At 72.2% G+C, this 24,082-nt stretch carries 21 protein-coding genes and 1 riboswitch; of the genes, 14 read left to right on the top strand and 7 right to left on the bottom strand.

Annotated features, from left to right (window positions below):
- Positions 1 to 29: 29 nt before the first annotated feature.
- Positions 30 to 740, top strand: a complete 711-nt coding sequence (locus ACEZDG_RS29935) for a carboxymuconolactone decarboxylase family protein (protein ID WP_380515447.1) — start codon at positions 30 to 32, stop codon at positions 738 to 740.
- 142 nt (positions 741 to 882) lie between these two features.
- On the opposite strand, the gene ACEZDG_RS29930 is transcribed toward ACEZDG_RS29935, so the two are convergent.
- Positions 883 to 2,115, bottom strand: coding sequence for an FAD-dependent monooxygenase (locus ACEZDG_RS29930; RefSeq protein WP_380515445.1), 1,233 nt, complete (start codon positions 2,113 to 2,115; stop codon positions 883 to 885).
- A gap of 158 nt (positions 2,116 to 2,273) precedes the next feature.
- On the opposite strand from ACEZDG_RS29930, the gene ACEZDG_RS29925 reads away from it, so the two are divergent.
- Both ACEZDG_RS29925 and ACEZDG_RS29920 read left to right on the top strand, forming a co-directional pair.
- Positions 2,274 to 3,245: a TetR/AcrR family transcriptional regulator C-terminal domain-containing protein gene (locus ACEZDG_RS29925; protein WP_380515442.1), complete on the top strand. Its 972-nt coding sequence runs from the start codon at positions 2,274 to 2,276 to the stop codon at positions 3,243 to 3,245.
- A gap of 133 nt (positions 3,246 to 3,378) precedes the next feature.
- Positions 3,379 to 4,539: a serine hydrolase domain-containing protein gene (locus ACEZDG_RS29920; protein ID WP_380515439.1), complete on the top strand. Its 1,161-nt coding sequence runs from the start codon at positions 3,379 to 3,381 to the stop codon at positions 4,537 to 4,539.
- Between the two features lie 70 nt (positions 4,540 to 4,609).
- Here the strand turns inward: ACEZDG_RS29920 and ACEZDG_RS29915 are convergent, their stop codons facing one another.
- Entirely contained in the window at positions 4,610 to 5,671 is a 1,062-nt protein-coding gene (locus ACEZDG_RS29915) for an AraC family transcriptional regulator (protein ID WP_380515436.1), read from the bottom strand.
- A 105-nt stretch (positions 5,672 to 5,776) separates the two neighbouring features.
- On the opposite strand from ACEZDG_RS29915, the gene ACEZDG_RS29910 reads away from it, so the two are divergent.
- Genes ACEZDG_RS29910 through ACEZDG_RS29900 form a run of 3 tightly spaced genes read left to right on the top strand, consistent with a single transcriptional unit; the run spans position 5,777 to position 9,023 of the window.
- Positions 5,777 to 7,315, top strand: a complete 1,539-nt coding sequence (locus ACEZDG_RS29910; protein ID WP_380515434.1) for a flavin-containing monooxygenase — start codon at positions 5,777 to 5,779, stop codon at positions 7,313 to 7,315.
- Positions 7,312 to 8,175, top strand: a complete 864-nt coding sequence (locus ACEZDG_RS29905; RefSeq protein WP_380515431.1) for an alpha/beta fold hydrolase — start codon at positions 7,312 to 7,314, stop codon at positions 8,173 to 8,175. The genes ACEZDG_RS29910 and ACEZDG_RS29905 overlap by 4 nt, the downstream gene beginning before the upstream one ends.
- A gap of 20 nt (positions 8,176 to 8,195) precedes the next feature.
- Positions 8,196 to 9,023: an SDR family NAD(P)-dependent oxidoreductase gene (locus tag ACEZDG_RS29900; RefSeq protein WP_380515428.1), complete on the top strand. Its 828-nt coding sequence runs from the start codon at positions 8,196 to 8,198 to the stop codon at positions 9,021 to 9,023.
- A 34-nt stretch (positions 9,024 to 9,057) separates the two neighbouring features.
- Here ACEZDG_RS29900 and ACEZDG_RS29895 read toward each other — a convergent pair whose 3' ends face one another.
- The 4 genes from ACEZDG_RS29895 to ACEZDG_RS29880 all read right to left on the bottom strand — a co-directional run bounded on the left by ACEZDG_RS29895 (position 9,058) and on the right by ACEZDG_RS29880 (position 11,502).
- Positions 9,058 to 9,279 (bottom strand): hypothetical protein, encoded by a 222-nt coding sequence (locus tag ACEZDG_RS29895; RefSeq protein WP_380515426.1) that lies wholly within the window; start codon positions 9,277 to 9,279, stop codon positions 9,058 to 9,060.
- 62 nt (positions 9,280 to 9,341) lie between these two features.
- Positions 9,342 to 9,524, bottom strand: coding sequence for a hypothetical protein (locus tag ACEZDG_RS29890; protein WP_380515423.1), 183 nt, complete (start codon positions 9,522 to 9,524; stop codon positions 9,342 to 9,344).
- A gap of 97 nt (positions 9,525 to 9,621) precedes the next feature.
- Positions 9,622 to 10,353, bottom strand: a complete 732-nt coding sequence (locus ACEZDG_RS29885; RefSeq protein ID WP_380515420.1) for a hypothetical protein — start codon at positions 10,351 to 10,353, stop codon at positions 9,622 to 9,624.
- Between the two features lie 81 nt (positions 10,354 to 10,434).
- Entirely contained in the window at positions 10,435 to 11,502 is a 1,068-nt protein-coding gene (locus tag ACEZDG_RS29880; protein WP_380515417.1) for a helix-turn-helix domain-containing protein, read from the bottom strand.
- A 758-nt stretch (positions 11,503 to 12,260) separates the two neighbouring features.
- A riboswitch (SAM riboswitch) is annotated at positions 12,261 to 12,371 on the top strand.
- Positions 12,372 to 12,404: 33 nt separating this feature from the next.
- Between ACEZDG_RS29880 and ACEZDG_RS29875 the strand changes: the two genes are divergently transcribed.
- From ACEZDG_RS29875 to ACEZDG_RS29840, 8 genes are all read left to right on the top strand, one after another.
- Entirely contained in the window at positions 12,405 to 12,533 is a 129-nt protein-coding gene (locus ACEZDG_RS29875; protein WP_380515415.1) for a putative leader peptide, read from the top strand.
- 114 nt (positions 12,534 to 12,647) lie between these two features.
- Entirely contained in the window at positions 12,648 to 13,766 is a 1,119-nt protein-coding gene (locus ACEZDG_RS29870) for an LLM class flavin-dependent oxidoreductase (RefSeq protein ID WP_380515412.1), read from the top strand.
- Between the two features lie 10 nt (positions 13,767 to 13,776).
- A complete protein-coding gene (locus ACEZDG_RS29865) occupies positions 13,777 to 15,123 on the top strand; it encodes an LLM class flavin-dependent oxidoreductase (protein ID WP_380515409.1) in 1,347 nt (448 codons plus the stop codon).
- 134 nt (positions 15,124 to 15,257) lie between these two features.
- Complete coding sequence (locus ACEZDG_RS29860; protein WP_380515406.1) at positions 15,258 to 16,913, top strand: ABC transporter substrate-binding protein; 1,656 nt, start codon at positions 15,258 to 15,260, stop codon at positions 16,911 to 16,913.
- The gene (locus ACEZDG_RS29855) at positions 16,910 to 17,989 is read left to right on the top strand and encodes an ABC transporter permease (protein WP_380515404.1); all 1,080 of its coding nucleotides are present in this window, start codon (positions 16,910 to 16,912) and stop codon (positions 17,987 to 17,989) included. Before ACEZDG_RS29860 ends, ACEZDG_RS29855 begins: the two co-directional genes overlap by 4 nt.
- Positions 17,990 to 18,961 (top strand): ABC transporter permease, encoded by a 972-nt coding sequence (locus ACEZDG_RS29850; protein WP_380515401.1) that lies wholly within the window; start codon positions 17,990 to 17,992, stop codon positions 18,959 to 18,961.
- Positions 18,954 to 20,669, top strand: coding sequence for a dipeptide ABC transporter ATP-binding protein (locus tag ACEZDG_RS29845; RefSeq protein WP_380515398.1), 1,716 nt, complete (start codon positions 18,954 to 18,956; stop codon positions 20,667 to 20,669). Before ACEZDG_RS29850 ends, ACEZDG_RS29845 begins: the two co-directional genes overlap by 8 nt.
- The gene (locus ACEZDG_RS29840) at positions 20,666 to 21,925 is read left to right on the top strand and encodes a dipeptidase (RefSeq protein ID WP_380515396.1); all 1,260 of its coding nucleotides are present in this window, start codon (positions 20,666 to 20,668) and stop codon (positions 21,923 to 21,925) included. Before ACEZDG_RS29845 ends, ACEZDG_RS29840 begins: the two co-directional genes overlap by 4 nt.
- Before the next feature lie 124 nt (positions 21,926 to 22,049).
- On the opposite strand, the gene ACEZDG_RS29835 is transcribed toward ACEZDG_RS29840, so the two are convergent.
- The coding region (locus ACEZDG_RS29835) for an FG-GAP-like repeat-containing protein (RefSeq protein ID WP_380515394.1) at positions 22,050 to 24,082 on the bottom strand (2,033 nt) is incomplete at its 5' end.

The raw sequence follows: 24,082 nt of genomic DNA, 5'->3' as shown, positions 1-24,082 counted from the left end.
CTACAAGTGTTAACCCAAAGGGAGTCATCATGACGCTGCCCACGCTGACCACGGTCCAGGAACTGGACCCGGTCTTCGGGGAGATGTCCACCGCGACCTTCCGACTCGCCGGGGAATGGCAGGGGCTGACGGCGCGTGAGCAGAGCCTGCTCAGCCTGGTCGCCGACGTCTGCGAGCAGATCCTCGGTGTGCCGTTCGAACTGCATGTCCGGGCCGCCCTGAACAACGGCCTGGACGCCGACGACCTGCGCGAACTGCTCCGCTTCATCTCCTACGACAGCGGCTACCCGGCCGCGCTGGCCGCCCTGGACCGGCTGACCGAGATCGAACGCGAGCACGGGCTGCCCGGGCCGACCGGCCAGAGCCACCGGGTCGACGCGGACGGCACGGGCAGCCCGCTCCCCGCGGCGATGCGCGCCGAGGTGCAGGCCCTCGACCCCGACTTCGCCGACTACATGGACCTGCAGTCGCGGATGCGGGCCGGGATGTCCCGGCTCAACGTCCGCGAGCGGGCGTTCGCCACCATGACGGTGGACGTGCTCTACCAGACCCTGCAGGAGAGCTTCCGCGCCCACGTCGGCCGCGCCCTGGGTGCGGGAGCGACGCCGGACGAGGTCCGGGCCGCGGTCCGGGCCACCGCGGTGTTCGGGATGACCAGGACCTGGCGCGCCCTGCACGTCCTCGACGCACTGCTGGCCGAGCGCGAGCAGGACGCGACCGCGGCGGGTGGTCGGCGCTGACGCCCGCTGGTTGTTCTCGGTCCATGACAGTGCTGGACTGGTTGCTCGATTCCGAAGCCGCTGGAACACCCTCCGCGCGCTGCGGGTCCTGGCCTGGCACGGCTCAGCGGCCGTCTGAGCGCCCGGGATCGGCCGACCCGGATCAGTGGACGGAGCCGGACCGCGCCGCGGGGGACAGCCGGGGGTAGTCGGGCAGGGTCACATTGCCCGCCTTGGCGAACTGGGCGGCCATGATGTTGTGCATCGGCCAGTGGTTCATCGCCCGCATCGACAGGTCGCGCAGCCGGATGGCCAGGGCGCTGGACGGCGCGTAGCCGCCGGCGCCGCCGGGCGGGAGCTCCTGGGCCTGTTCGACGTAGGGACGCATCACCCGGTCGTAGTTGCCCAGGGCGGTGCGGTGGTCGCCGCGTGCCTCGGCCAGTTCGCCGGCCAGGACGTAGGCGCCGACCAGGGCCAGGCTGGTGCCGAGCCCGGTGAGCGGTGAGGGGCAGTAGCCGGCGTCGCCGAGCAGCACCACCCGGCCCCGGGACCAGCGGTCGAGCCGCACCTGGCTCATCGAGTCGAAGAAGAAGTCGTCCGCGTCGCGCATCGCCCGCACCAGGCGCGGGACCTCCCAGCCGGCGCCGGCGAAGCGGCGTTCGATCAGATCCTGCTGCGCGGTGGTGTCGCCGCGGTCGTAGCTGATCGGCTTCGAGCGGAAGCTGAGTCCGGCCTTGATCTCGCCGGGGATCCGGCCCGGCCGGGCCGAGGCGACCAGCCCGCCCGGGGTGTTGTGCAGCTGGAACCAGCCGTCCAGCTGCACCGGCTCGGTGACGGTGAACCAGGCGGTGTAGAGGTCCAGCGGGCGGACGTGCTGCTGCTCCGGGCCGAAGGCCAGCGCCCGCACCACGGAGTGCGATCCGTCCGCGCCGACGACCAGGTCGAAGCGGCGCGGGGCGGCCTTCTCGAAGGTGACGTCGACCCCGTCGGCGTCCTGGTCGAGCCGGGTGATGGTGTCGTCGAAGAGGTACTCGACGTCGGGCAGGGTGGCGTCGTGGAGCAGCTGGGCGAGGTCGCCGCGGAGGATCTCGATCTCGGAGACGATTCCCTCGCCGCCGAAGCTGTCCGCGGGCATCCGGGCGGTGATCCGGCCGGAGGCGTTGACGAAGGCCAGGCCGCGCTGGTCGAGGCTCACCGCGCGGGCCCGGTCCATCAGGCCCATCCGGGCGATCACGTCGCGGCCGGCGCCGCGCAGGTCCACGGCCTGTCCGCCGGGCCTGAGCCCCGGGGCGCGTTCGACGACGGTGACGCTGAAGCCGGCCCTGCGTAGCCAGTACGCAAGTGCGGGTCCGCCGATGCCGGCGCCGGAAATGAGGACGTTCACTGAGTTCTCCATGGCCATGAATATACGGCGTACGCAGCGCACTAGGCAAGTAGTTTCCGCTCTATGATGGGGATTCAGTGGGGTAGTGCACTAGTACGCCACCAGTTCCCGCGCCTCGTCCGGTCGGAACGGCTAGTCTGACTGCGGCCGAGGTGCACTAGTACGGAGGGATGTCCATGGAGAACGAGGGCGCGACGCGCTCCAGCCGGATCGTCGGCGAGCTGCGACTGCGGATCGAGGCGGGCGCATTGGCTCCGGGGGACCGGGTGCCGTCGACCCGCGAGATCACCCGGGAGTGGGGGGTGGCCATGGCGACGGCGACCAAGGTGCTCACCGAGCTGCGCCGGGAGGGCCTGGTCCGCGCCGTCCCGGGCGTCGGCACCGTGGTCGCCACCCCTGCCCTCCAGGCCGCCCCGGCAGCTGTCACTCCCGCGCCCGCGCCCGGAGGCGCGCCTCCGCCCACACGCAGGTCCGCTCCGGACCAGGCACTGACGCTCGATCGGATCGTCGCCGCGGCGATCGCGGTGGCCGATGCCGAGGGGATGGACGCGGTCTCGATGCGCAGGGTCGCCACCGACCTCGGGGTGGCCACGATGTCGCTCTACCGGCATGTCGCCGACAAGGACGACCTGCTGATGCGGATGATGGAGGCCGCGTTCGCACCGTGGTCGTTCCCCGCCGATCCGCCGGAGGGCTGGCGCGAGCGGCTGACCCTCGCCGCCGGGATGCTGTGGGACGTCTACCGGGGGCATCCGTGGCTCGCCTCGGCGATGTCGCTGACCCGGCCTCAGGTCGTCGCCAGCGCCATGCCCTTCACCGAGTGGGTGCTGGCCGCGCTGGACGGCCGCGGCCTCGACTTCGGGACGGTCTTCACCACCCATCTGACGCTGTTCAACTACATCCGCGGCACGGCCGTCAATGTCGAACTGGAGGCCGAGGCGGAGGCCGTCAGCGGTCTGGACAACGACAGTTACATGGACACCCAGGAACAGGCGATGAACGAGATCCTGGCCACCGGCCGCTTCCCGACCCTGGCCCGGCTGGCCGCCACCGGCTACGACTTCGACCTCGACTACCTGTTCGAGTTCGGCCTGCAGCGCCTGCTCGACGGCATCGCCGTCCTGCTCGACTCCGCGCGCTGACCCCGTGCTGACCCCGCGAGCCGGCCTGGGGCTGGCACCCGTTCTGGCCTGGGGCTGACCCCATGGCCGATCCCGCCCGTCGACGGAAGGCTGGAAGCACAGGACTGACAGGACGAACGGAGAGTGAGGCGCGATGGCCAGGGCGAGGATCCACAGCAGGGCGGCGGTGGTCGCGGTGGCGCTGTGCGCCGTCGGCGGCGGGACGCTGGGGGCCGCGTCGGCGGCTCCCGCCCCCGGCCCGGCGGCGGGGGCGGCCCGGACGGCGGCGGAGCAGGGGGTCCGCGACGGTTATCCCGGCGTGCTCGTCTACGCCAGGAGGGGCGCGGACGCGGCCGCCGCGGCGGCCGGTGTCGCCGACACCGCGAGCGGGGAGCCGGCCCGTACCGGCGACCGGTTCCGCATCGCCAGCAACACCAAGTCCTTCGTCGCCACCGTGCTGCTGCAGTTGGAGGCGGAGGGCCGGCTGAGTCTGGACGACAGCGTGGCGACGTGGCTGCCCGGGGTGGTCCAGGGCCACGGCAACGACGGCACCCGGATCACGGTGCGTCAACTGCTGAACCAGACCGCCGGGTTGTACGACCCGACCACGGATCCCGGGTTCTTCGCGCCCTATCTGCAGCAGCACGACTGGGGGTACGTCTACCGGCCCCGGCAGGTGGTGGCGGCTGCCGTCGCACACGCGCCGACCGGCGCACCGGGGGCCGCCTGGGCCTACTCCAACACCAACTACCTGGTGGCGGGGCTGGTCATCGAAGCGGTGACCGGACACAGTCCGGCGGAGGAGATCCGCCGGCGCATCCTGGTCCCGCTGGGGATGGCGCACACGTCCTTCCCGATCACCGACCCGGACATCCACGGCCCGCACCTGCACGGCTACGACCTGTCGGGCCATGACGTGACCCGGTTCAGCCCCTCCTACGACTGGACGGCGGGGGCGATGATCTCCACCCTGGCCGACCTCGCCCGCTTCGACCGGGCCCTGTTCGCCGGTGACCTGCTGCCCCCGGCCCAGCAGCGTGAGCTGGAGACCCCGGCCGACGCACCGGGCGCCCACGGCTACGCCCTGGCCGTCCGGGCGGCGTCCACCGACTGCGGCAGCGGCGAGGTCCCGGTCTGGGAGACCGACGGCGGCGGCCCCGGCTTCACCAGCATCTCGCTGACCTCGTCGGACGCCACCCGCCAGCTGATCATGGTCGGCAATGTCTTCGACCTGGGCAAGGACCTGCAGAACGAGGACCCGGCACCGGAGAGCAGCGCGGTGGGGCCCGCGCAGACAGCCGTCTTCTGCTCCTGAGAGCTCCTGAGAGCTCCTGAGAGCTCCTAAGAGCTCCTGAGAGCTCCTGAGAACCGGACGCCGCAACAGGCTAGGCGCCCCCGGGCGGCGGCGGAGCGCCGGCGCCCGGGTGGGCGGCGGCGTGTCTGCGCAGGTGGGTCGGGGGCTGGCCGTACCAGCGGCGGGTGGCGCGGGTGAGGGCGGACTGCTCGGACAGGCCGAGCATCGCGGTAATCTGCGACAGCGGCAGGGTGGTCCCGGTGAGCAGCTGGTACGCGCGCCGACGGCGGATGTCGTCGAGCTGGGCCTCGTAGCTGGTGCCCTCGGCGGCGAGGTGGCGCTGCAGGGTGCGCGGGTGCATCCGGTGCCACCGGGCGACCGATCCGATGCTCACCTCCGCGGTGCCGACGGAGCGGGCCAGCGTGGCGCGGACCTGGGCGGTCAGGGTCTGCGTCGGGTCGGTGAAGTGGCTGGCGAGGTAGTCGACGGCGATGGCGCGCAGCACGCTGTCGCGTCCGTCCAGCGGCGCCGACATCAGCGTCTCGGGCATCCGCAGTACCGCGGCCGGGCGGCCGAACCGCACCTCGGCGCCGAAGAACTCCGTGTAGCGGGCCCGCGCGGCCAGCATGGTGTGCGGGAGTTCCACCGAGCGCAGCCCGTACGCGCCCCCCTGGGCGCTGTGGACCTGGGCCAGGACGCGGTGGATCAGGCCCACGCCCAGCTCGGTCGCCTGCGGCTGCGGCGGCACCCCGGGGATGGCGGCCTGGTAGCGCAGCCCGACCACGTCCGGGCTGCCACACGGGTCCGGGACCTGCACGATGCTCAGGGCCGGGCTGTGGATGTACAGGAACCGGGACGCGCAGTCGACGGCGGCGCCGATGGTGGGCGAGGTCTCGACGGCCACCGCCAGCGGGCCGAGGATGCTGATGTCCTGACGCTCCGCCAGCAGCAGCCCCAGATCAGGGCGGCCGACCCCGGCCGCCCCGGCCTCCAGGGCCCGCGCCGCGGCACCGGCCGGGATCAGCGCGTCGTCGCTGTCCGGCGCGTCCGGGTCGATGTGGAAGCGGGTGAGCAGCGCGGCGCCGTCCCCGCCGAGTGCGTCCAGCAGCGGGACCAGGCCGCGCAGGCCGGCTGCTCGGACCAAGGGTGTCATGTCGCACCAGGGTAAAACTATGTCGCGCGAAGTCAAGCCCCCGGGCCCCCGGCTGGCCCACACTGGCATGAGCCCGTCCCCCACCCTGTTGAGAAGAGGCCGTCGGTGAGTGAGCCTGTCGATGTCCCGTACGTGGACGTCCTGATCGTCGGCGCGGGCCTGTCCGGGATCGGGGCCGCGAGCCATCTGCGGCGCGAGTGCCCGGACAAGACGTTCACGCTGCTGGAGTCGCGCGGGGCCGTCGGCGGCACCTGGGACCTGTTCCGCTACCCGGGGGTGCGTTCGGACTCGGACATGTTCACCCTGGGCTACTCCTTCCGTCCGTGGACGGATGCGAAGGCGATCGCCGACGGCGAGTCGATCCGCAGCTACGTCGTCGACACCGCACGGGAGAACGGCATCGACGCGCACATCCGGTTCCACCACCGGGTGGTCCGGGCCGAGTGGTCCTCCGCCACGGCGCGCTGGACGGTCACCGCGGTGCGCACCGACCCGGACTGCGGCGAGACCGAGACAGTGGTGCTGACCTGCTCGTTCCTCCAGGTGTGCTCCGGCTACTACCGCTACGACCAGGGCTACAGCCCGGAGTTCGCCGGGGCCGAGGACTTCGCCGGGCGGATCGTGCACCCGCAGCACTGGCCCGCCGACCTGGACCACGCCGACCAGCGGGTGGTGGTGATCGGCAGCGGCGCGACCGCGGTGACCCTGGTGCCCTCGATGGCGCGGACCGCCGCACACGTCACCATGCTGCAGCGCTCGCCGAGCTATGTCGCCGCGCTGCCCGGCAAGGACGCGCTGGCGGACCGGCTGCGGCGGCGGCTGCCGGCCGGCACCGCCTACCGGGTGATCCGCTGGAAGAACGTGCTGTTCAGCATGGCGACCTACCAGTTGAGCCGGCGCCGACCTGGGCTGATGAAGTCCATCCTGCGCAAGGGCGCCGCCGCCGCACTCCCGGACGGGTACGACGTGGACACCCACTTCGCGCCCGCCTACAACCCCTGGGACCAGCGGCTGTGCGTGGTCCCGGACGGCGACCTGTTCGCCGCGATCCGGGACGGCCGGGCCGACGTGGTCACCGACCGGATCGAGCGCTTCACCGCCACCGGGATCAGGCTGGAGTCCGGCGCCGAACTGCCCGCCGACATCATCGTGACCGCGACCGGGCTGAACCTGCTGGCGATCGGCGGCATGGCGCTGAGCGTCGACGGCAGCGAGGTCACCCTGTCCGAGACCCTGGCGTACAAGGGGATGATGCTCTCGGGCGTGCCGAACTTCTCGCTTACCGTCGGCTACACCAACGCCTCCTGGACGCTGAAGGCCGACCTGGTCGCGCAGTACGTGTGCCGGCTGCTGCGGCACATGGACGCGGGCGGGTACCAGAGCGTCACCCCGGTCGCGCCGGTGCTGGACAGCCCGGAGCAGCTCGCCCCGCTGATCGACCTGGAGTCCGGGTACGTCCAGCGCAGCGTGGGACTGCTGCCCCGGCAGGGGCCGTCCGCGCCGTGGCGGCTGCACCAGAACTACCTGCGCGACCTGCGGCTGATGCGGCGCGGACCGGTGACCGACGCGGTCCGCTTCGGCCGCGCGACGGGCCCTGCCGAGGCCGCTGCTCCGGCCCTTGCCAAGGAAGGAACCCGCGCGTGACCGCCGCCGCTGAATCCACCGTAACCACCGGGACCGTGCAGGTCGGCGGCCTGCGGATGCGCTGCCGGGACACCGGCGCGGGCGATCCGGTGCTGCTGCTGCACGGCATCGGGCGCAGCCTGGAGGACTGGACCGAGCAGCACGACCGGCTCTCCGCCGGGCACCGGGTGCTCAGCCTGGACCTGCCCGGCTTCGGCTACTCGGACCGCCTCCCCGGCCCCAGCACCCTGGACGGCCTGGCCGCCGCGCTGCCCGGCTTCCTGGACGCGGTCGGCGCCGCCGGGCCCGTGCACGTGGTCGGCAACTCGCTCGGCGGCGCGGTCGCGATGCGGCTGGCCGCGGACCACCCCGGGCGGGTGCGCTCGCTGCTGCTGGCCAACAGCGCCGGGTTCGGCAAGGAGGTCACCATCGCCCTGCGGATCCTGGCGATCCGTCCGCTCGGCGCGCTGCTGCTGCGTCCGAACCGGGCCGGGGCGACCAGGACCACGCAGGCCATCTTCCGCGACCGCTCCTTCGCCACCGCCGAGCGGGTCGAGCTCGCGCTCGCCCTGGCCGCGCACCCCGGCCACAACCGGACCCTGCTGGAGGTCGCCCGCGACCTGGGCGGCCTGCGCGGGGTCCGCGAGCCCTGGCGCACCGCGCTGATCGCCGATCTGATCGCCCGTCGGATCCCGACCCTGGTGGTCTGGGGCGACCGCGACCTGATCCTGCCCGCAGCCCACCTGGACGCGGCCCGCACCCTGCTGCCGGACGCCGAGACCCGGCTCTTCCCGGACACCGGCCACATGCCCCAGATCGAACGGGCCGACGAGTTCGCCGAACTCGCCACCGCGTTCTTCGCCGCCCGCAGCACGTCCTGAATTCGGAAGAGGAACAAACGATGGACAGGTACGCCTTCGCCGGCGGCACCGCGATCGTCACCGGCGCCGCCAGCGGCATCGGCGAGGCACTGGCCGGGGCGCTGGCCGCCCGCGGCAGCCACCTGGTGCTGCTGGACCGCGACGCGGAGCGGCTCGGTGCGGTCGCCGACACGATCCGGGCCGCCCACGCGGCCCTGACCGTCGACACCGTCGTCGTGGACCTGGCCGACCACGAGGCGACCGTGAAGGCCGGGCAGCGCCTGGCCGCCGACCACCCCGGGACGACGCTGCTGGTCAACAATGCCGGGGTGGCGCTGGGCGGGCGTTTCGACCAGATCACCCTGGACGAGTTCGACTGGCTGATGGAGATCAACTTCCGGGCCGTGGTCACCCTCACCCACTGCCTGCTGCCGGTCCTGCGCACCCACCCGGGCGCGCATCTGGCGAATGTCTCCAGCGTCTTCGGGATCATCGCCCCGGCCGGTCAACCCGCCTACAGCGCCAGCAAGTTCGCCGTTCGCGGGTTCACCGAGGCGCTGCGCGCGGAGCTGGCGGGCGAGGGCGTCGGCGTCACCTGCGTCCACCCCGGCGGGATCGCCACCCGGATCGCCAGCAGCGCCCGGATCGGCTCCGGGGTGAGCCAGGAGGAGATCGCCGAGGGGCGGGCCCAGATCGGCAGGCTGCTCAGCATTCCGCCGGCCACCGCCGCCGAGGCCATCCTGCGCGGCGTCGAGCGCCGGTCGCCCCGGGTGCTGATCGGCTGGAGCGCCAGGATCCCGGACCTGATCGCCCGGCTGGCCCCGGGCTCGTACACCAGGATCCTGACCCTGGCCATGTCCCGCCGCTGACGACCCGTCACCGGACGCGGCGGGGCGGGCAGGATCACACCGCCGGTACCGGCTCGTCCTGGGTCTCGGCCCGGCGGAGGGCGTCGTCACGGGCGATCATGGCCGCGTTCCACTGGGCGACCAGCGCGTCGTGGTACTCCCACTCGCTCCGGGTCAGCGGCTGTCCACCGGCCAGACCCATCCAGAACTGGCGTATCGCACCGTTGGCGCGGTCGACAGCACGCTGGAGGTCGGGGCGGGGTGCGGGCTTTGGCATGACACCATCATCTCAGAGTCCTGTTACGCCTGGTGCCACGGCCCGTTCCGGAACCGCCGGCCCTAGGGTGCGCGGCGCCTGAGGGCGGTGATGAGGTCCTTGAGGGCGCGCAGGGTCGCGTCCAGGGTGTGGGCGTCGCTCTTGTTGATGGCTTTGCTGGCGATGAGGCCGGCGACGATCATGCCGAGGGCGGTGACGGCCGCGGTACAGGCGATGGCGAGGTCGGCGGCGGGCAGGGGCGACACGGTGGTGGTCTCCTGGTGGGGCGTCAGGTCGGTGGTACCGGGCGGACAGGCGGTGTGCTCGCGTGGCGAAGCGGGCTGGAGCAGGCCGGGGCGGGGGTCATGGCGCGGGCGGGGGCAGCATGCGGCTGGGGAACGGCTGACTACCGTCCTTGATCGCCGTCCAGAGCGGCTCCAGGCGGTCCGGGTCTCCACCGCAGGCGGCGTAGAGCTTGCCGGCGATCGACTGGGTCGGAACCCTGCCGTGGCCGCTCATGGCATCGGTGACGACCTCCACGGGCACCTCCGCCGCCGCGCTGAGGTCCTGAAGGCTCAGCCCCGAGCGTTCCCAGCATCGGTTCAGTTCGTCCAGCAGGGCCTGGCGCGCCGCACCGGCCTGGGGGTTGTTCGTGGCCCCCGGCGACACCACCGCCCGGGTCCGTGCGGGTTCGGGGCAGTCGGCGGACCAGCGCTTCTTCGCGAGCCAGGGCCCGATGTCCGAGGCCCGAGCGATCTGTGCCCAGCTGGCGCCGTGGCTGCGCCCGTGCCGCACGATCAGCGTCAGCGCCTCGCTCAGGCTCCGATCGAGCAGCATCGCCGCGTGCAGCATGTAGCTGATGTCCTTGTCGGTGGCCTCCTTGTCGCTGCCGGCCTCGACCTGGAGTTGGCGTGCGAGCCGCACCAACTGCTCCAGATGGGCGCCGGTCGCCCGGGCGTCCCACACTTCCCTGGGTGGCCGCAGGACGACCTTCCTGCGCCCGTGGCGCAGGCAGTACTTGGGCTTGCCTCCGCGGGAGGCTTCCCAGAAGAACGTGTTACCGCATTTCGTACAGGCGATTGTTTCCGTCGGCATGGCGGTTCCTGTGAGGTAGTCAGCAGCGGTTGAGGGACGGGGATGCTGGCCCCGGTGGGTGAGCGGCTGCGGCCGTGCCGCCTACGGGGTGAGGCGCTCGAGGGTGACGGAGGTCTGCCGGGCGGGGCCGGGATAGGCGCTTCGCCACAGGTGCTTGCTGCGCTCCGGGCTGCCGCCCAGCGCGCGGACGACGCGTTCGACCACCGGCCACGGCGGCGTGGTGTCGCCCAGTAGGAAGCCGCTGACCTCCGGCGGGCGCAGCTCGTCCGGGAAGGCCGCGCAGATGACGGCGTCGGAGGGGCAGCCGGCCTCGAGGTACAGCTCGCGCACGGCTGCGTGCAGTTCCTGCGCGGCGACATGCGGGGGCAGCGGTCGGGGTCCGACGCGTACCTCGGTCCACAGCGGTCGCAGTCGGCCCGGGTCTCCCGCGCACGCAAGGATGACCCGTTCGGCGGTCTGCCAGGGAGGGAGGCGGGATCCCGACAGGATCCGCGAGACATAGGAGGGGGAGACGCCGACACGCGCGGCGACCTCCTTGACCGAGACGCCCGCCGCCCGCTGCAGTTGGATCAGGGCGCGGGAGAGCTGGGTGGCGGTCCCCGCCGTAGGCGGCCCGGTTTCGCCCCGGGGCACCGGCTCGGTGCCGGTCGCCGGCCGGGGTGCGGGCAGCGCCAGGCGTTCCTGGCGTCGCGAGAGCATCCGCTGGGCCCGGTCGGCGGAGTACTTGTCGCGGGCCGTGTTCGCGCCGATGCCGATGATGTCGGCGATGGCGCTCCACGACATCTTCTGATCGCGCGCCTGCTGCACCATCAGCATGATGACGTCGTCGAGTTCCGGCTTCAGGCGGGTGGCCTTCTCCAGGAACGCGATGGCGTCGGGGGTGCCTGCGTGCAACTCCCGCTCCGCCTCCTGCTGCAGCTGCACTGTGAGCAGGAACAGGCTGGTGGTGACGTCGAGGAGCAGGCTCTTGTCACCATGCGGGGAACGGGGGGCGGCCGCGAGCTCGACGGCCGCGCCCGTGGCCGCCTTGCCCTTGAGGCGGTTCGCCGCCGACCGGCAGCGTGCACTGCAGAACTTCCTGCGCCTGCCTCGCGCATTGCCCTCGAAAGCCTCGCTGCAGCGGGCGCACTCCTTGTATTTTGACGTCACGTCCGTCCTCCGGAGCGAATCGGCAGAAGCGGCAGCCGTTTCGTTGCGGAGATGGCCCAGTCTCGACGGCCGAGGCGGACGAATATCGGCTGCCCGGCAAGGGCCTGCCGACGAGGCAAGCCCCGTCCCGGCCGCGCGGAGTGCACCGATCGGGCGCGACGGCAGGGCGCGCTGCGGGCGGAGTCTGCGAGCTGGGAAGGGGTGGATGCCACAAAGTGGTCCAGTCCACAGGTGGAGGCCGCCGGGCCCTTCCGGGATGAACATACCGGCCGGTACGATCGGGGCCGCGAGCATGTCCGCGTGTTCGCGACATGGGGGCGTGACAGTGCTGTCAACACAGGGTGATCGATCGATGACACTGGGAAGCCGGCAGATGCTACGGTCGTCACTGTTGCCCTCCCGGCGTCCGTGGACGTCGTAAGGCGGCAAATCGATCGGGAGGCATGGTCCGTCCTTGGTCCTGAGGTACGGATAGCTCCGGCGAGGCGACCAACCAGTAGCCGGGGCTATCCATCAACTGGTGCGGTGAGAATAGCCGTTGGCGGGCACGGCGTTCCGCTGGAAGCGTCCGCGGCGGAACGTAACTCCGAAAATCACGTGTCACGACGTAACTCATCCAAGATCGAACCACTCTCTGTGATGAGACCAGGCCAAAGGGTGCTGCTGATCCCCTGATCCCCTGATCGTCCGGGCTGCCGGTATCTCCAGCAGATCTATAGGCATTGTCTAAAACCCGCCGAGCGGTTAGCGTGAGCCCTGGTTATGAGCGTCAGCGTCAAGCCCTGGCTTGCTGACCGGCAACCCTCCGCCGCGGTGGGGTGCTCCAGGTGACGACCCGACAGGACGGCTCCGTCCTGTAAGCGCGAGGCCCGGCAGGGCCCGATCGGTATGAGGTGATCCGGATGCGTGAGCAGCGCCCCAGCGGCACGCCGCGTCCGTACGGGTCCTTCCGACTGCGGGTCGCCCGGCGGCATGTCGATCTGCTCCGGGTGAGCAGCGCCCTGTGTCCGGGGTCGTGTCCGGTCCGCTGAGACCGCTCCCCCCTCGCGCCCCGCGCATCCCGTCCGACGCCGGGTCGTCCGTCGACGCCGTCCTCTGCCGCGCGCGGCCCCCGTCCAGCAACATCCCGACCGGAGGTATGTCCCATGAGCGAGCCTGGCACCCGGGTCCCCGTCCTGCGCCTGGCACTTGAGGCCGACGGGGACGGCGCCCACCCCGCCGCCCGGCGGCACTCAGGACGTCCACCGGGCGCGGCGCTGACCGCCGGGGCGCTGCGGGCCGTGGTCGCCGCGGCCGAGGCCGCCGGGTTCGACCTGCTCACCCTGGACGACTCACCGCTGCCGCCGAGCGCAGGACCGGACGCGCCGGGCCGGGTGGAGGCGGGCACCCGGGCCGCCTTCGTCTCGACCCTGACGGACCGGATCGGCCTGGCGCCGACCCTGCAGGTCACCACCACCGAACCGTTCCACCTGGCGACCCAGCTGGCGAGCCTGGACCACGCCGCCAACGGCCGGGCCGGCTGGCTGGTCGGGGCCGCCAACGGCGAGGACGACCTGGCCACGATCGGCGCGCAGCCGCTCGGCCCGGACGAACTGCGCCGGGAGGTCGCCGACGTCATCGACACCGCCCGTGCGCTCTGGGACTCCTGGGAGGACGACGCCGTCATCAAGGAGGTCAGGACCGGCCGCTACCTGGACCGCGACCGGGTCCACCCGGTCGACTTCGAGGGCGCCCGGTTCACCGTGAAGGGCCCGCTGATCACCCCGCGCCCGCCGCAGGGCCAGTTGGTCGTGCTGGTGCCGGACGCCCTGGACGCAGACGACCGCGCCGATGTGGTGCTGGTCCGGCGGCCGGACCTGGCCGGGATCGCCGAGCGGGCCGCCGAGGCCCGTGCGGCCGGGGCCCCGCTGGTGTTCGCCGAACTGGAACTGGTGCTGGACACGGACGTCCCGGCCGCCGAGCGGCTGGCGGAGCTCGACCGCTCCGGCTCAGGACCCTGGCCGGAGTCCGGCCGGTTGCGCCATGTCGGCCCGCCCGCCGCCCTGGTGGAGCTGCTGACCCGGCTGGTCGAGGTGGTCGACGGGGTCAGGCTGCACCCCGCCGTGCTCGCCGCCGACCTGCCGGTGCTCACCGCCGAGGTGCTGCCGGCCCTGGCCGCCGCCGGCCTGCACCGGGCGCCCCGGGCCGGCGACACCCTGCGCGGCACGCTCGGCCTGCCCCGTCCTGCCAACCGGTTCGCCGCCACGGCGACCACGAGCGTCTGAGGTACGCGCGATGACCGAGACCGGGACAAGCCCGTCCACGCCGACCGGCGCCCCGTACGACCCGAAGGCGCAGGTGCACCTCGGGGTCTTCTTCACCGGGGTCGGCTCCGAGCTGATCTGGACCGATCCCTCCGCCGCCCCGCACACCGCGATCGAGACCTTCGTCCAGGTGGTGCGACTGCTGGAACGCGGCCTCTTCGACGCGTTCTTCCTCGGCGAGGGCCTGCGGGTCCGGGAGAACCGGGGCCGGGTCTACGACCTGGACGTGGCCGGACGCCCCGACGCGATCACCCAGCTGTCCGCGCTCGCGGCGGCCACCGAGCGGATAGGCCTGGTGGCCACCCAGAACACCACCTACAACTACCCCGCGGACCTGGCCCGGCGGCTGGCGAGCCTGGACCTGCTGTCCGACGGCCGGGCCGGGTGGAACATCGTCACCACCGACAACGCCTGGACCGGGGCCAACTTCCGGCACGGCGGCTGGCTGGAGCACAAGCGCCGCTACGAGCGGGCCGAGCAGTTCGTCCGGGCGGCCAAGGCGCTGTGGTCCTCCTCGGCACCGGTGGAGCGGGACACCGACCTGGTCCGGCTGCGCGCCGCCGCCACCGTGCCGGCCAGCCGGCAGGGCCGTCCGGTGCTGTTCCAGGCCGGGGACTCGGACGGCGGAAGGGAACTGGCGGCCCGTCAGGCCGACGTGGTCTTCTCCGCCAACTCCGCGTACGACAAGGCCGTGGTCTACGCCGCCGACCTGCGGGCCCGGCTGGCCCGGTACGGCCGGACGGCCGACTCGCTGCGGATCCTCCCCGGTGCGGCCCTGGTGCTCGGCGACACCGCAGCCGAGGCGCGGGAGAAGGCCCGCTGGGTGCGCGACCACCAGGTCAACGGGCCCCGCGCGATCGCCTTCCTGGAGCAGTACTGGGGCACCGACCTCTCCGGCTACGACCCGGACGGTCCGCTGCCCGACATCGAGCCCACCGAGGACGAGCTCGACCCCTCCCGGGGCACCATCGCGATCGACCACCGCACCGGCAAGCTGGAGCGGATCCGGAAATGGCGCGAACTGGCCGAGGAGAAGGGCCTGTCGATCCGTCAGCTGGTCCTGGAGGTGCTGCCGGCGCACTCGCTCTTCGTCGGCACCCCCTCGGCGATCGCCGACGAGTGGACCCGGTACGTCCGCACCAGGGCGGCCGACGGCTTCAACCTGCTGCCGCACCTGATCCCCTCCTCGCTGACCGAGATCGTCGACAAGCTGGTGCCCGAGCTGCAGGAGCGCGGCTCCTACCGCACCGAGTACCAGGGCAGCACCCTGCGCGAGCACCTGGCCCTGCCCGTCCTGCCGCCCCGGAACGCGGCGTGACCGTGCTGGGGCCTGTCCTGGTGCGCCGGCTCCACATCGATCTGCTGCTGGTCTGCGGCGCGCTCTGTCCCGGCTGAGCCCGCCCCGACCGAGTTGCCCCCGCATCCAACACCAGCGCAGAAGCGGACACACCCATGCCACTGCCCCGTACGACCAGACCCGTCAGGAACGGCCTCGCCGTCGTCTCGCTCAGCACCGCTGTGCTGGTCGCCCTGACCGCCTGCACCAGCGCCAGGACCACGGCCGGCGCCGGCGGCACCGGGAAGAGCGCGGCCAAGGCCCTCACCATCGGCACCACCGACCAGGTGGTCAGCCTGGACCCGGCCGGCTCCTGGGACGCCGGATCCGGAACGATCGAGGACGAGGTCTACGCCACCCTGCTCAGCCCGCAGAACGGCTCCTCCGACGTCCGGCCCAACCTGGCCGCCGGGATCAGGCTGACCGGTCCCAAGGAGTACACGGTCGCCCTGAAACCGGGCCTGAAGTTCGCCAACGGGCACGATCTGACCTCCTCCGACGTCAAGTTCAGCTTCGACCGGCAGCTGAGGATCGCCGACCAGAACGGCCCCTCCTCACTGCTCTACAACCTGGCCTCGGTCGCCGCCCCCGATCCCGCCACGGTGGTGTTCACCCTCAAGTCGGCCAATGACACTCTGTTCCCGCAGGTCCTCTCGACCGGGGCGGGCTACGTGGTGGACGAGCAGGTGTTCCCCGCCGACAAGATCCTGGACGACACCGCGGTGGTCGCCGCCAAGCCCTGGGACGGCCCGTACACGATCGGCAGCTACCAGAAGAACTCGCTGGTGTCCTTCACCGCCAACAGCGCCTACCAGGGCCTGCTCGGCACGCCGAAGACCGCCGAGGTCCAGCTGAAGTACTACACCGACGCCAGCAATCTGAAGCTCGACGTGCAGCAGGGCACCCTGGACGCGGTCTACCGCACGCTGTCGACCGCGGACCTGGAGGACCTGTCCACCAAGAAGGGCATCACCGTCCACACCGGCTCCGGCAACGGCATCCGGTACATCGTGTTCAACCTCAAGACCCAGCCCTTCGGCTCCGCCACCAAGGAGCCGAACCCGGCCAAGGCGCTGGCGGTGCGTCAGGCCGTGGCCGACTCGGTGGACCGGGCGCAGCTCGCCTCGCAGGTCTACAAGAACACCTTCCAGCCGCTGTACAGCTCGGTCCCCGACGGCATCACCGGGGCCACCCCCTCGCTGAAGGGGCTCTACGGCGACAAGCAGGGCGGTCCTGACAAGGCCGCCGCGGCCCAGGTGCTGTCCGCGGCCGGGGTGCAGACCCCGGTCACCCTGAACCTGCAGTACAACACCGACCACTACGGGGCGTCCTCGACCGACGAGTACGCGCTGATCAAGACCCAGCTGGAGGGCACCGGCCTGTTCAAGGTGAACCTGCAGTCCACCGAGTGGGCCCAGTACGGCAAGGACCGGGTCGCCGACCTCTACCCGCTCTACCAGCTCGGCTGGTACGCCGACTACCTGGACGCCGACGACTACCTCGCCTCCTTCTACTCCCACAACAGCTGGGTCGACAACAACTACGACGACCCGGCGGTGCAGGCGCTGATCCAGCAGGAGGAGACCGAGACCGACCCGGCCAAGCGCACCGCGCTGATCGAGCAGGTCCAGGACAAGGTCGCCGCGGCCGTGCCGCTGCTGCCGCTGCTCCAGGGCTCCACCGCGATCGTCACCCGCAGTGACGTCAGCGGGGTGCCGGACAAGCTCACCAGCGCGTACCAGTTCCGCTGGGCGGAGCTCTCGAAGAAGTGAGCGTCCTCACCGAGGAAGCCACCGGCGCCGTCGGCACGTCCGACGGCGCCACCGGGTACGGGCTGACCCGCTACCTGGTGGTCCGCTTCCTCCTCATCATCCCCACCGTCCTCGTCCTGGTCAGCGTCGTCTTCTTCCTGATGCGCGTCAGCGGCGACCCGATCACCACCGCCTTCGGCGACCGGCTCACCCCGGCCCAACTGCAGGTCAAGCTGCACCAGGCCGGCTACGACCGGCCGCTGCTGACCCAGTACCTGGACTACCTGCGCTCGCTGGCGACCGGCGACTTCGGCCGGACCGCCACCGACAACCAGGCGGTGTCCCAGGTGCTGCGGACCTACGGCGCGGCGACCGTCGAGCTGGCCGGCTACGCGATGCTGGTCGCGCTGGCCGTCGGCGTGCCGCTGGGGATGGTCGCCGCGTCCTACCGGGACCGCGCACCCGACGCCGCGCTGCGGCTGTTCGCCATCGTCAACTACGCCACCCCGGTGTTCTTCCTCGGACTGCTGCTGAAACTGGTCTTCGCGGTCTGGCTCGGCTGGCTGCCCGCCTCCGGGCGGGCGGGCATCGACGTCCAACTGGAGCTGCAGAACCAGACCAGCAGCACCGGCCTCTACCTGCTGGACGCGATCCGCAGCGGCGACGGCAGCGCGGTCCTCGACGTGCTGCGGCACGCGGTGCTGCCCAGCCTGGCGCTGGGGCTGCTGGTCGCCGGGGTGCTGCTGCGGCTGGTCCGGACGAACCTGATCGGCACCCTGTCCGCCGACTACATCGAGGCCGCCCGCTCCCGCGGGGTCAGCCGGTTCCGGCTGGTCACCCGGCACGCCACCCGCCCGGCGCTGATCCCGGTGGTCACCGTGCTGGGGCTGCAGATCGCCGGGCTGCTCGGCGGGACGGTGCTGACCGAGACCACCTTCGAGTGGAAGGGCCTCGGCTACGAACTGGCCCACTATCTGACGCTGCGTGACTACCCGGCGGTGCAGGGGATCGTGGCCCTGTTCGCGGTGGTGGTCGCGGTGACCAACTTCCTGGTCGACGTGGTCGCGGCGCTGATCGACCCCCGAGTGAGGTACTGAGTGGCGAACGAGATCCTCGCCCCACCGACCGCCACCGTGCCCCGGCCGCGTCGGCGCGTCCCGCTGCCGGCCCGGGTCCGCGGCAGCAGCGGACTGCAGCGCTGGATGCTGCTCGGCGGGATCACGCTGACCGGCCTGTTCCTGCTCGCCGCCGCCTTCGCCCCGCTGCTGGCGCCCTACGGCTACGCCACCATGCAGCACGGCGGCCGGCTCTTCGGCTCACAGCAGCACCCGAGCGGGGCGCACCTGCTCGGCACCACCATCGGCGGCTACGACGTGCTGTCCCGCACGCTCTGGGGAGCCAGGACCGCGCTGGGGATCATCGTCGCGGCGCTGCTGCTCTCGGTGCCGGCGGGAGTCCTGCTCGGGCTGGTCTCCGGCTACCTCGGCGGCTGGCTGGACCGGCTGCTGGTCGGTCTCGCCGACGCGATGTACGCGTTCCCCCCGCTGCTGCTGGCGATCATCATGTCCATCGTGATCAGCGGCGGGCAGTCCAGCCTGATCGGCGGCCTCGGCGCGGCGGCCGCATCGGTGGCGGTGGCCTTTGTGCCGCAGTACTTCCGGGTGGTGCGGGCCGAGGTGGGCCGGGTGAAGTCCGAGGCGTTCGTCGAGGCCGCCCGGGTGATCGGCACCGGCGTCCGGCGGATCATGTTCCGGCATGTACTGCGCAACTCGGTGCGCACCCTGCCGCTGATCCTCACCATCAACGCCTCGGAGGCCATCCTCACCCTGGCCGGTCTCGGCTTCCTCGGCTTCGGCATCGAACCCACCTCCGCCGCGGAATGGGGCTACGACCTCAACCGCTCGGTGGCGGACGTCACGTCGGGCATCTGGTGGACGGCGCTGCCGCCCGGCCTGGCGATCGTCCTCACCGTGCTTGGCACCACGCTGCTCGGCGAGGGCCTCACCGACCTGGCCGACCCCCGGCTGCGGCGACGCGGCGCGACGAACGGAGCCGACGACGATGACTGACCTGCTGCGGATCGAGGACCTGCACGTCAGCTTCCACACCGACGCCGGACCGGCGCACGCGGTCAGCGGGGTGAGCCTGTCGGTCGCGCCCGGCGAGGTGCTCGCCCTGGTCGGCGAGAGCGGCAGCGGCAAGACCGTCACCGCGAAGTCGGTGCTCGGACTGCTGCCGGCCACCGCGTCCACCCGCGGCCGGGTGCTGCTGGGGGGCGGGGACGCGGAGCCGGTGCAGGACGTGCTCACCGCGTCCCCGGCCCAACTGCGGGCGCTGCGCGGCACCCGGGCCGCGATGGTCTTCCAGGAGCCGTCCACCGCGCTGAACCCGGTGTTCACCATCGGCTGGCAGCTGGCCGAGGGCCTGCGCGCCCACGGGCACACCACCCGCGCCGAACGCCGCGAGCTGGCCGTGGACATGCTCGGCAAGGTCGGGATCCCGGACCCGGCCACCCGGGTGGACCACTATCCGCACCAGCTCTCCGGCGGCCAGAAGCAGCGGGCCGTCATCGCCATGGCGCTGGCGCTGGGCACCGGGCTGCTGGTGGCGGACGAGCCGACCACGGCGCTCGACGTCACCGTCCAGGCCGAGATCCTCGAACTGCTGCACCGCTGCCGCACCGACTTCGGCACGGCCGTGCTGCTGATCACCCACAACATGGGCGTGGTCGCCGACCTCGCCGACCGGGTGGCGGTGATGCGGCAGGGGCGGATCGTGGAACAGGCCGGGGTGCGCGGCCTGTTCGCCGCGCCGGCCCATCCGTACACCCGTGAACTCCTGTCCGCGGTACCGGACTTCGGCAGCGGTGCGGCCGGTGGCGAAGACACTGGGCCTGCGGTGGAGCCGACGCGTCCGGCGGGGGAGCCGGTGGTCCGGGCCGCCGGGCTGGTCGTCGACTACCCCGGGCGGACCGGCAGCCGGGCCTTCCGGGCCGTGGACGGGGTCAGCTTCGAGATCCGTCCGGGCGAGGTGCTGGGCCTGGTGGGGGAGAGCGGCTCCGGCAAGACCACCATCGGCCGGGCCGTGGCCGGGCTGACCGGCGTCACCGCGGGTGAGCTCGACGTCCTCGGCGAACCGCTGGCCGGGCGGGGGCGGTTGCGCCGGGCCCGGCGCTCCACCGCGGGCAGCCGGGCGGGCGAGATCGGCTTTGTCTTCCAGGACCCGGCGACCAGCTTCAACCCGCTGCTGACCATCGCCGACTGCGTCGGGGAGCCGCTGACGGTCCATCGGCGCGAGCTGGGGGCCCGGGTCATCCGGGAGCAGGTGGAGTCGCTGCTGGAGTCGGTCCAACTGCCGCGCGGCCACGCCGCCCGCTACCCGCACGAGCTCAGCGGCGGCGAGCGGCAGCGGGCCAGCCTGGCCCGGGCCCTGGCGCTGAGCCCCCGGCTGGTGATCGCGGACGAGCCGACCTCGGCCCTGGACGTCTCGGTCCAGGCGAAGGTGCTGGAGCTCTTCGCCCGGCTGCAGAGGGAGTTGGGCTTCGCGGCACTGTTCATCAGCCACGACCTGGCCGTGGTGGAGCAGGTGGCCGACCGTGTCGCGGTGCTGCACCGGGGAAGGATCGTCGAGTCGGGCAGCACCGCGCAGGTGCTCGGCGCGCCGCAGGCCGACTACACCCGACGGCTGATCGCCTCACTCCCGGTGCCCGATCCGGTGCGGCAGGCCCGGCGTCAGGACAGACCCGAACCCATCGAGCAAGGAGCGACCGGCCCATGAGCAGCACCCATGTCCACCATGTCCAAGCCACGGATGCGCACGCCACCGACGTGGTGGACCTCGCGCTGAACAGCACCCCGGTGTTCGACGGCCACAACGACCTGCCGACCGCGCTGCGGGCCCGCTCCGGCTACAGCGTGGAAGGGCTGGAACAGGGACGCCCGGACCTGCACACCGACCTGGCCCGGCTGCGCGCCGGACGGGTCGGCGCCCAGTTCTGGTCGGTCTATGTGTCCTCGAAGCTGCCCGAACCCGAGGCGGTGGTCTCCACCCTGGAGCAGATCGACGCCGTCTACCGACTGGTCGCCCGCTACCCCGAGGACCTGCGGATCGCCTACACCGCCGCCGAGGTGGAGCGGGCCTTCGCCGAGAACCGGATCGCCTCGCTGCTCGGGGTCGAGGGCGGCCACAGCCTGGCCGGGTCGACCGGGGTGCTGCGGTCCTTCGCCCGGCTCGGGGTCCGCTATGTGACGCTCACTCACAACGACAACACGGCCTGGGCCGACTCGGCCACCGACGCGCCCGGGGTGGGCGGCCTGGACGACACCGGACGGGCGATCGTCGCCGAGCTCAACCGGACCGGAGTGCTGGTCGACCTCTCGCACGTGGCCGAGAGCACCCAGCGGGCGGCGCTGGCCGCCTCGTCGGCGCCGGTGCTGTTCAGCCACTCCTCCTCGCGCGCGGTCAACGACCACCCCCGCAATGTCGGCGACCCGGTGCTGGAACTGCTGCGTGGAAACGGGGGAGTCATCCAGCTCACCTTTGTCCCGGCCTTCGTCTCCGGCGCGGTCGGTGAGTGGTCGCAGGCACTGCAGGCCGAGCGGGAACGGCTGGGACTGCCGGCGGTGTCCTGGACCTGGCCCCGCGCGCCGCGCCCGGGCGAGGACCCGGAGCAGGTCGCCAAGGAGTACGCGGCGGCCTTCTCCGCCCCGACCGACGACCGGCTGCTGCGCTGGCTGGAGTCCCACCCGCGCCCCGAGGTGACGGTGGCCCAGGTGGCCGACCATGTGGAGCACGCCCGCGAGGTCGCAGGCGTGGAGCATGTCGGCCTCGGCGGCGACTACGACGGCGTCGACCACCAGCCCACCGGGCTGGCCGACGTCTCCCGCTACCCGGTGCTGCTGCGCGAACTGGCCGCCCGCGGCTGGTCGCAGTCCGACCTGGAGGCGCTGACCGGCCGCAATGTCCTCCGGGTGCTCCGCGCGGCGGAGGAACAGGCCGCCGAACCGCTCTGGCCGACCGCCCCGCTGCGCTGAAGGCTTCCGCCGCGGTGAGTCCCGCAGGAGGTGGCGCGGGCGCCGGCCGGGGTCGCGCCGCTGCGAACGCGGCGCAACCCCGGCCGGCCCGGCACAGAGCCGGTTTACAGGCTCTGGCTGCCGGCTACCACCCGTGTCCGATCTGGACGCGGGTGGAGAACGCGGTGGCTGAGCGTGGGTAGAGCCACAGCAGGCCGGCGTCGTCGCGGGCGATGACGTCCTGGTTCCCGTCCTTGTTCCAGTCGGCGAGCCCGGCGAAGGTGAAGGTGCCCCAGCCGTCTCCGATCTGGGAGCGGGTGCCGAAACCGTTGGAGCCGTTCCCGGGGTAGAGCCAGAGCAGGTCGGCGGCGTCGCGGACGATGACGTCCTGCTTGCCGTCGTGGTTGAGGTCGGCGACACCGGCGAAGGTGTAGCCGTTCCAGCCGGTGCCGATCTGCACGGCGGTGCCGAGCCCGGCCCCGCTGCCGGTGCCGGGGAACATCTTCAGGGTGCCGTCGGGGTAGCGGACGATGATGTCGGGGTTGCCGTCACCGTTGAAGTCGGCCACGCCCGCGAAGGTCAGCCCGGCCCACCCGCTGGCGAACCGGATGGTGGGGGTGGCCAGGTCGTGCGCGGCGTCGCCGGGGTAGAGCCGCAGGGCCCCGTCGGGCGAAGCGGCGATCAGGTCGAGGTGGCCGTCCTTGTTGAAGTCGGCGACGCCGGCGAAGGTGTAGCCGGTGAAGCCGGAGCCGAGGTAGATGGCAGCCGAGGAGAAGCCGTTGGAGCCGTTGCCCGGGAAGAACCACAGGTTCCCACCGGCGTCGGCGGCGATCACATCGGGGTTGCCGTCGCCGTTCCAGTCCGCGGTGTCGGCGAAGGTGTACGGGGCACTGCGGCCGGGGATGCCGGCCATGGCCGAGATCTGACTCTCGTTCAGTGCTGTGCCGCTCCAGGCCTGGACGTCGGACAGGCTTCCGTTGAAGTAGCCCGTGTGGGCGCCGTTGGCAATTTCGTCGCCGAGGGAGAAGGGCCCCCTGAACAGGCTGGAACTGACGGCGGTGTGGGTGCCTCGGGCAACCGGGCGGTCGTTGAGGTAGAGCGCGGTCGCACTGGTGGCGGGGTCGTAGGTGACGGTCAGGTGGGCCCACTGGCCGATCAGGACGGTGCCGCCCTGAATGCAGTCGTAGGCCCGGGTGGTGTCGCTGGTGGCCAGGCAGAAGGCCCACTGCTTGTTGGTCTGGGAGTAGAGCAGGAAACCGGAATTGTCCACCCCGTCCTGGGAGGCGACCACACCGCCCGCCGCGGTGGGCCGGACCCATGCGGAAATGGTGAAGGCGGCAGAGAGGTTCACCGCGGGACCTGCGGAGGCCAGGTGTCCTGTACCGCTGGTGTTCGGGGTGATGCCGTCGGAGCCCGTGTTGAGCAGTGCGTCGGGGGCGAAGGCGTCGCCGGTGTCCCAGACCGTGCCGGTGGTGCCGGTGAGGTTCTGGGTGCCGATGCTGTCGATGGTGCTGGTGAGGGTGCTGCCTGCGGTGTTGGTGCCGATGTCCTGGAAGTCCCAGGCGTGGTTGGCGGTGGTGGTTGCGGTGGTCGTGGTGGTGAGGGCGGGGTTGTTGGCCAGGTTGGCGGGCAGGTAGGCGGTGCTGGTGCCGGTGGCGGGGTCGGTGGCCCACAGGTCGGGGATACCGGTGCCGGCGAGGTCGGCGGCCTGCAGGATGCGGGTCTTGCCGGTGTTCCAGCCGCCGGCGACGGTGTACTGGCCGGTCGTGGTGAGGGTGGTGCCGGTGGGGTCCAGCGCGAGGCCGGTCCACAGGTCCAGGTCACCGGTGGTGCGGTTCCACAGGTAGAGGGCGGTGCCGGTGGACAGCTGGGTGGTGGCCAGGGTCCAGCTGTTCCAGTCCTGGGTGCCGTCGGGGGTGTTGAGGCCGGTCAGGACGTTGCAGCCGCCGGCGCACAGGCCGAAGTCGCTCGGGTCGCTGTAGCCGTTCGGGGTGGTGGAGTAGAACAGGAAGAGCCGGTTGTTGATGGTGGCGAGCAGGTCGGGCAGGCCGGTGGCCTGTCCGCTGGTGTTGCCGGCCGCGGCGATCTGGGTGGCGTTGTCGGTGTTGTCGTCCGCCAGTGCGCCGGCGCTGATCTGGAAGGGGGCACTGCCGCCTTCCAGGCCGCCGAGGTTGAGCG

It is taken from the genome of Streptacidiphilus alkalitolerans, from assembly GCF_042511045.1.
In the GTDB taxonomy this organism is placed as follows: Bacteria; Actinomycetota; Actinomycetes; order Streptomycetales; family Streptomycetaceae; genus Streptacidiphilus; species Streptacidiphilus alkalitolerans.
This window is presented reverse-complemented; position numbering and strand designations above follow the sequence as displayed.

What these genes read in the sequence shown, in the direction of transcription:
- ACEZDG_RS29935 (WP_380515447.1), top strand. Translation starts at nt 30, where the DNA reads ATGACGCTGCCCACGCTGACCACGGTCCAGGAACTGGACCCGGTCTTC.
- ACEZDG_RS29930 (WP_380515445.1), bottom strand. Translation starts at nt 2,115, where the DNA reads ATGGAGAACTCAGTGAACGTCCTCATTTCCGGCGCCGGCATCGGCGGA.
- ACEZDG_RS29925 (WP_380515442.1), top strand. Translation starts at nt 2,274, where the DNA reads ATGTCCATGGAGAACGAGGGCGCGACGCGCTCCAGCCGGATCGTCGGC.
- ACEZDG_RS29920 (WP_380515439.1), top strand. Translation starts at nt 3,379, where the DNA reads ATGGCCAGGGCGAGGATCCACAGCAGGGCGGCGGTGGTCGCGGTGGCG.
- ACEZDG_RS29915 (WP_380515436.1), bottom strand. Translation starts at nt 5,671, where the DNA reads ATGACACCCTTGGTCCGAGCAGCCGGCCTGCGCGGCCTGGTCCCGCTG.
- ACEZDG_RS29900 (WP_380515428.1), top strand. Translation starts at nt 8,196, where the DNA reads ATGGACAGGTACGCCTTCGCCGGCGGCACCGCGATCGTCACCGGCGCC.
- ACEZDG_RS29895 (WP_380515426.1), bottom strand. Translation starts at nt 9,279, where the DNA reads ATGCCAAAGCCCGCACCCCGCCCCGACCTCCAGCGTGCTGTCGACCGC.
- ACEZDG_RS29885 (WP_380515420.1), bottom strand. Translation starts at nt 10,353, where the DNA reads ATGCCGACGGAAACAATCGCCTGTACGAAATGCGGTAACACGTTCTTC.
- ACEZDG_RS29875 (WP_380515415.1), top strand. Translation starts at nt 12,405, where the DNA reads ATGCGTGAGCAGCGCCCCAGCGGCACGCCGCGTCCGTACGGGTCCTTC.
- ACEZDG_RS29870 (WP_380515412.1), top strand. Translation starts at nt 12,648, where the DNA reads ATGAGCGAGCCTGGCACCCGGGTCCCCGTCCTGCGCCTGGCACTTGAG.
- ACEZDG_RS29865 (WP_380515409.1), top strand. Translation starts at nt 13,777, where the DNA reads ATGACCGAGACCGGGACAAGCCCGTCCACGCCGACCGGCGCCCCGTAC.
- ACEZDG_RS29860 (WP_380515406.1), top strand. Translation starts at nt 15,258, where the DNA reads ATGCCACTGCCCCGTACGACCAGACCCGTCAGGAACGGCCTCGCCGTC.
- ACEZDG_RS29845 (WP_380515398.1), top strand. Translation starts at nt 18,954, where the DNA reads ATGACTGACCTGCTGCGGATCGAGGACCTGCACGTCAGCTTCCACACC.
- ACEZDG_RS29840 (WP_380515396.1), top strand. Translation starts at nt 20,666, where the DNA reads ATGAGCAGCACCCATGTCCACCATGTCCAAGCCACGGATGCGCACGCC.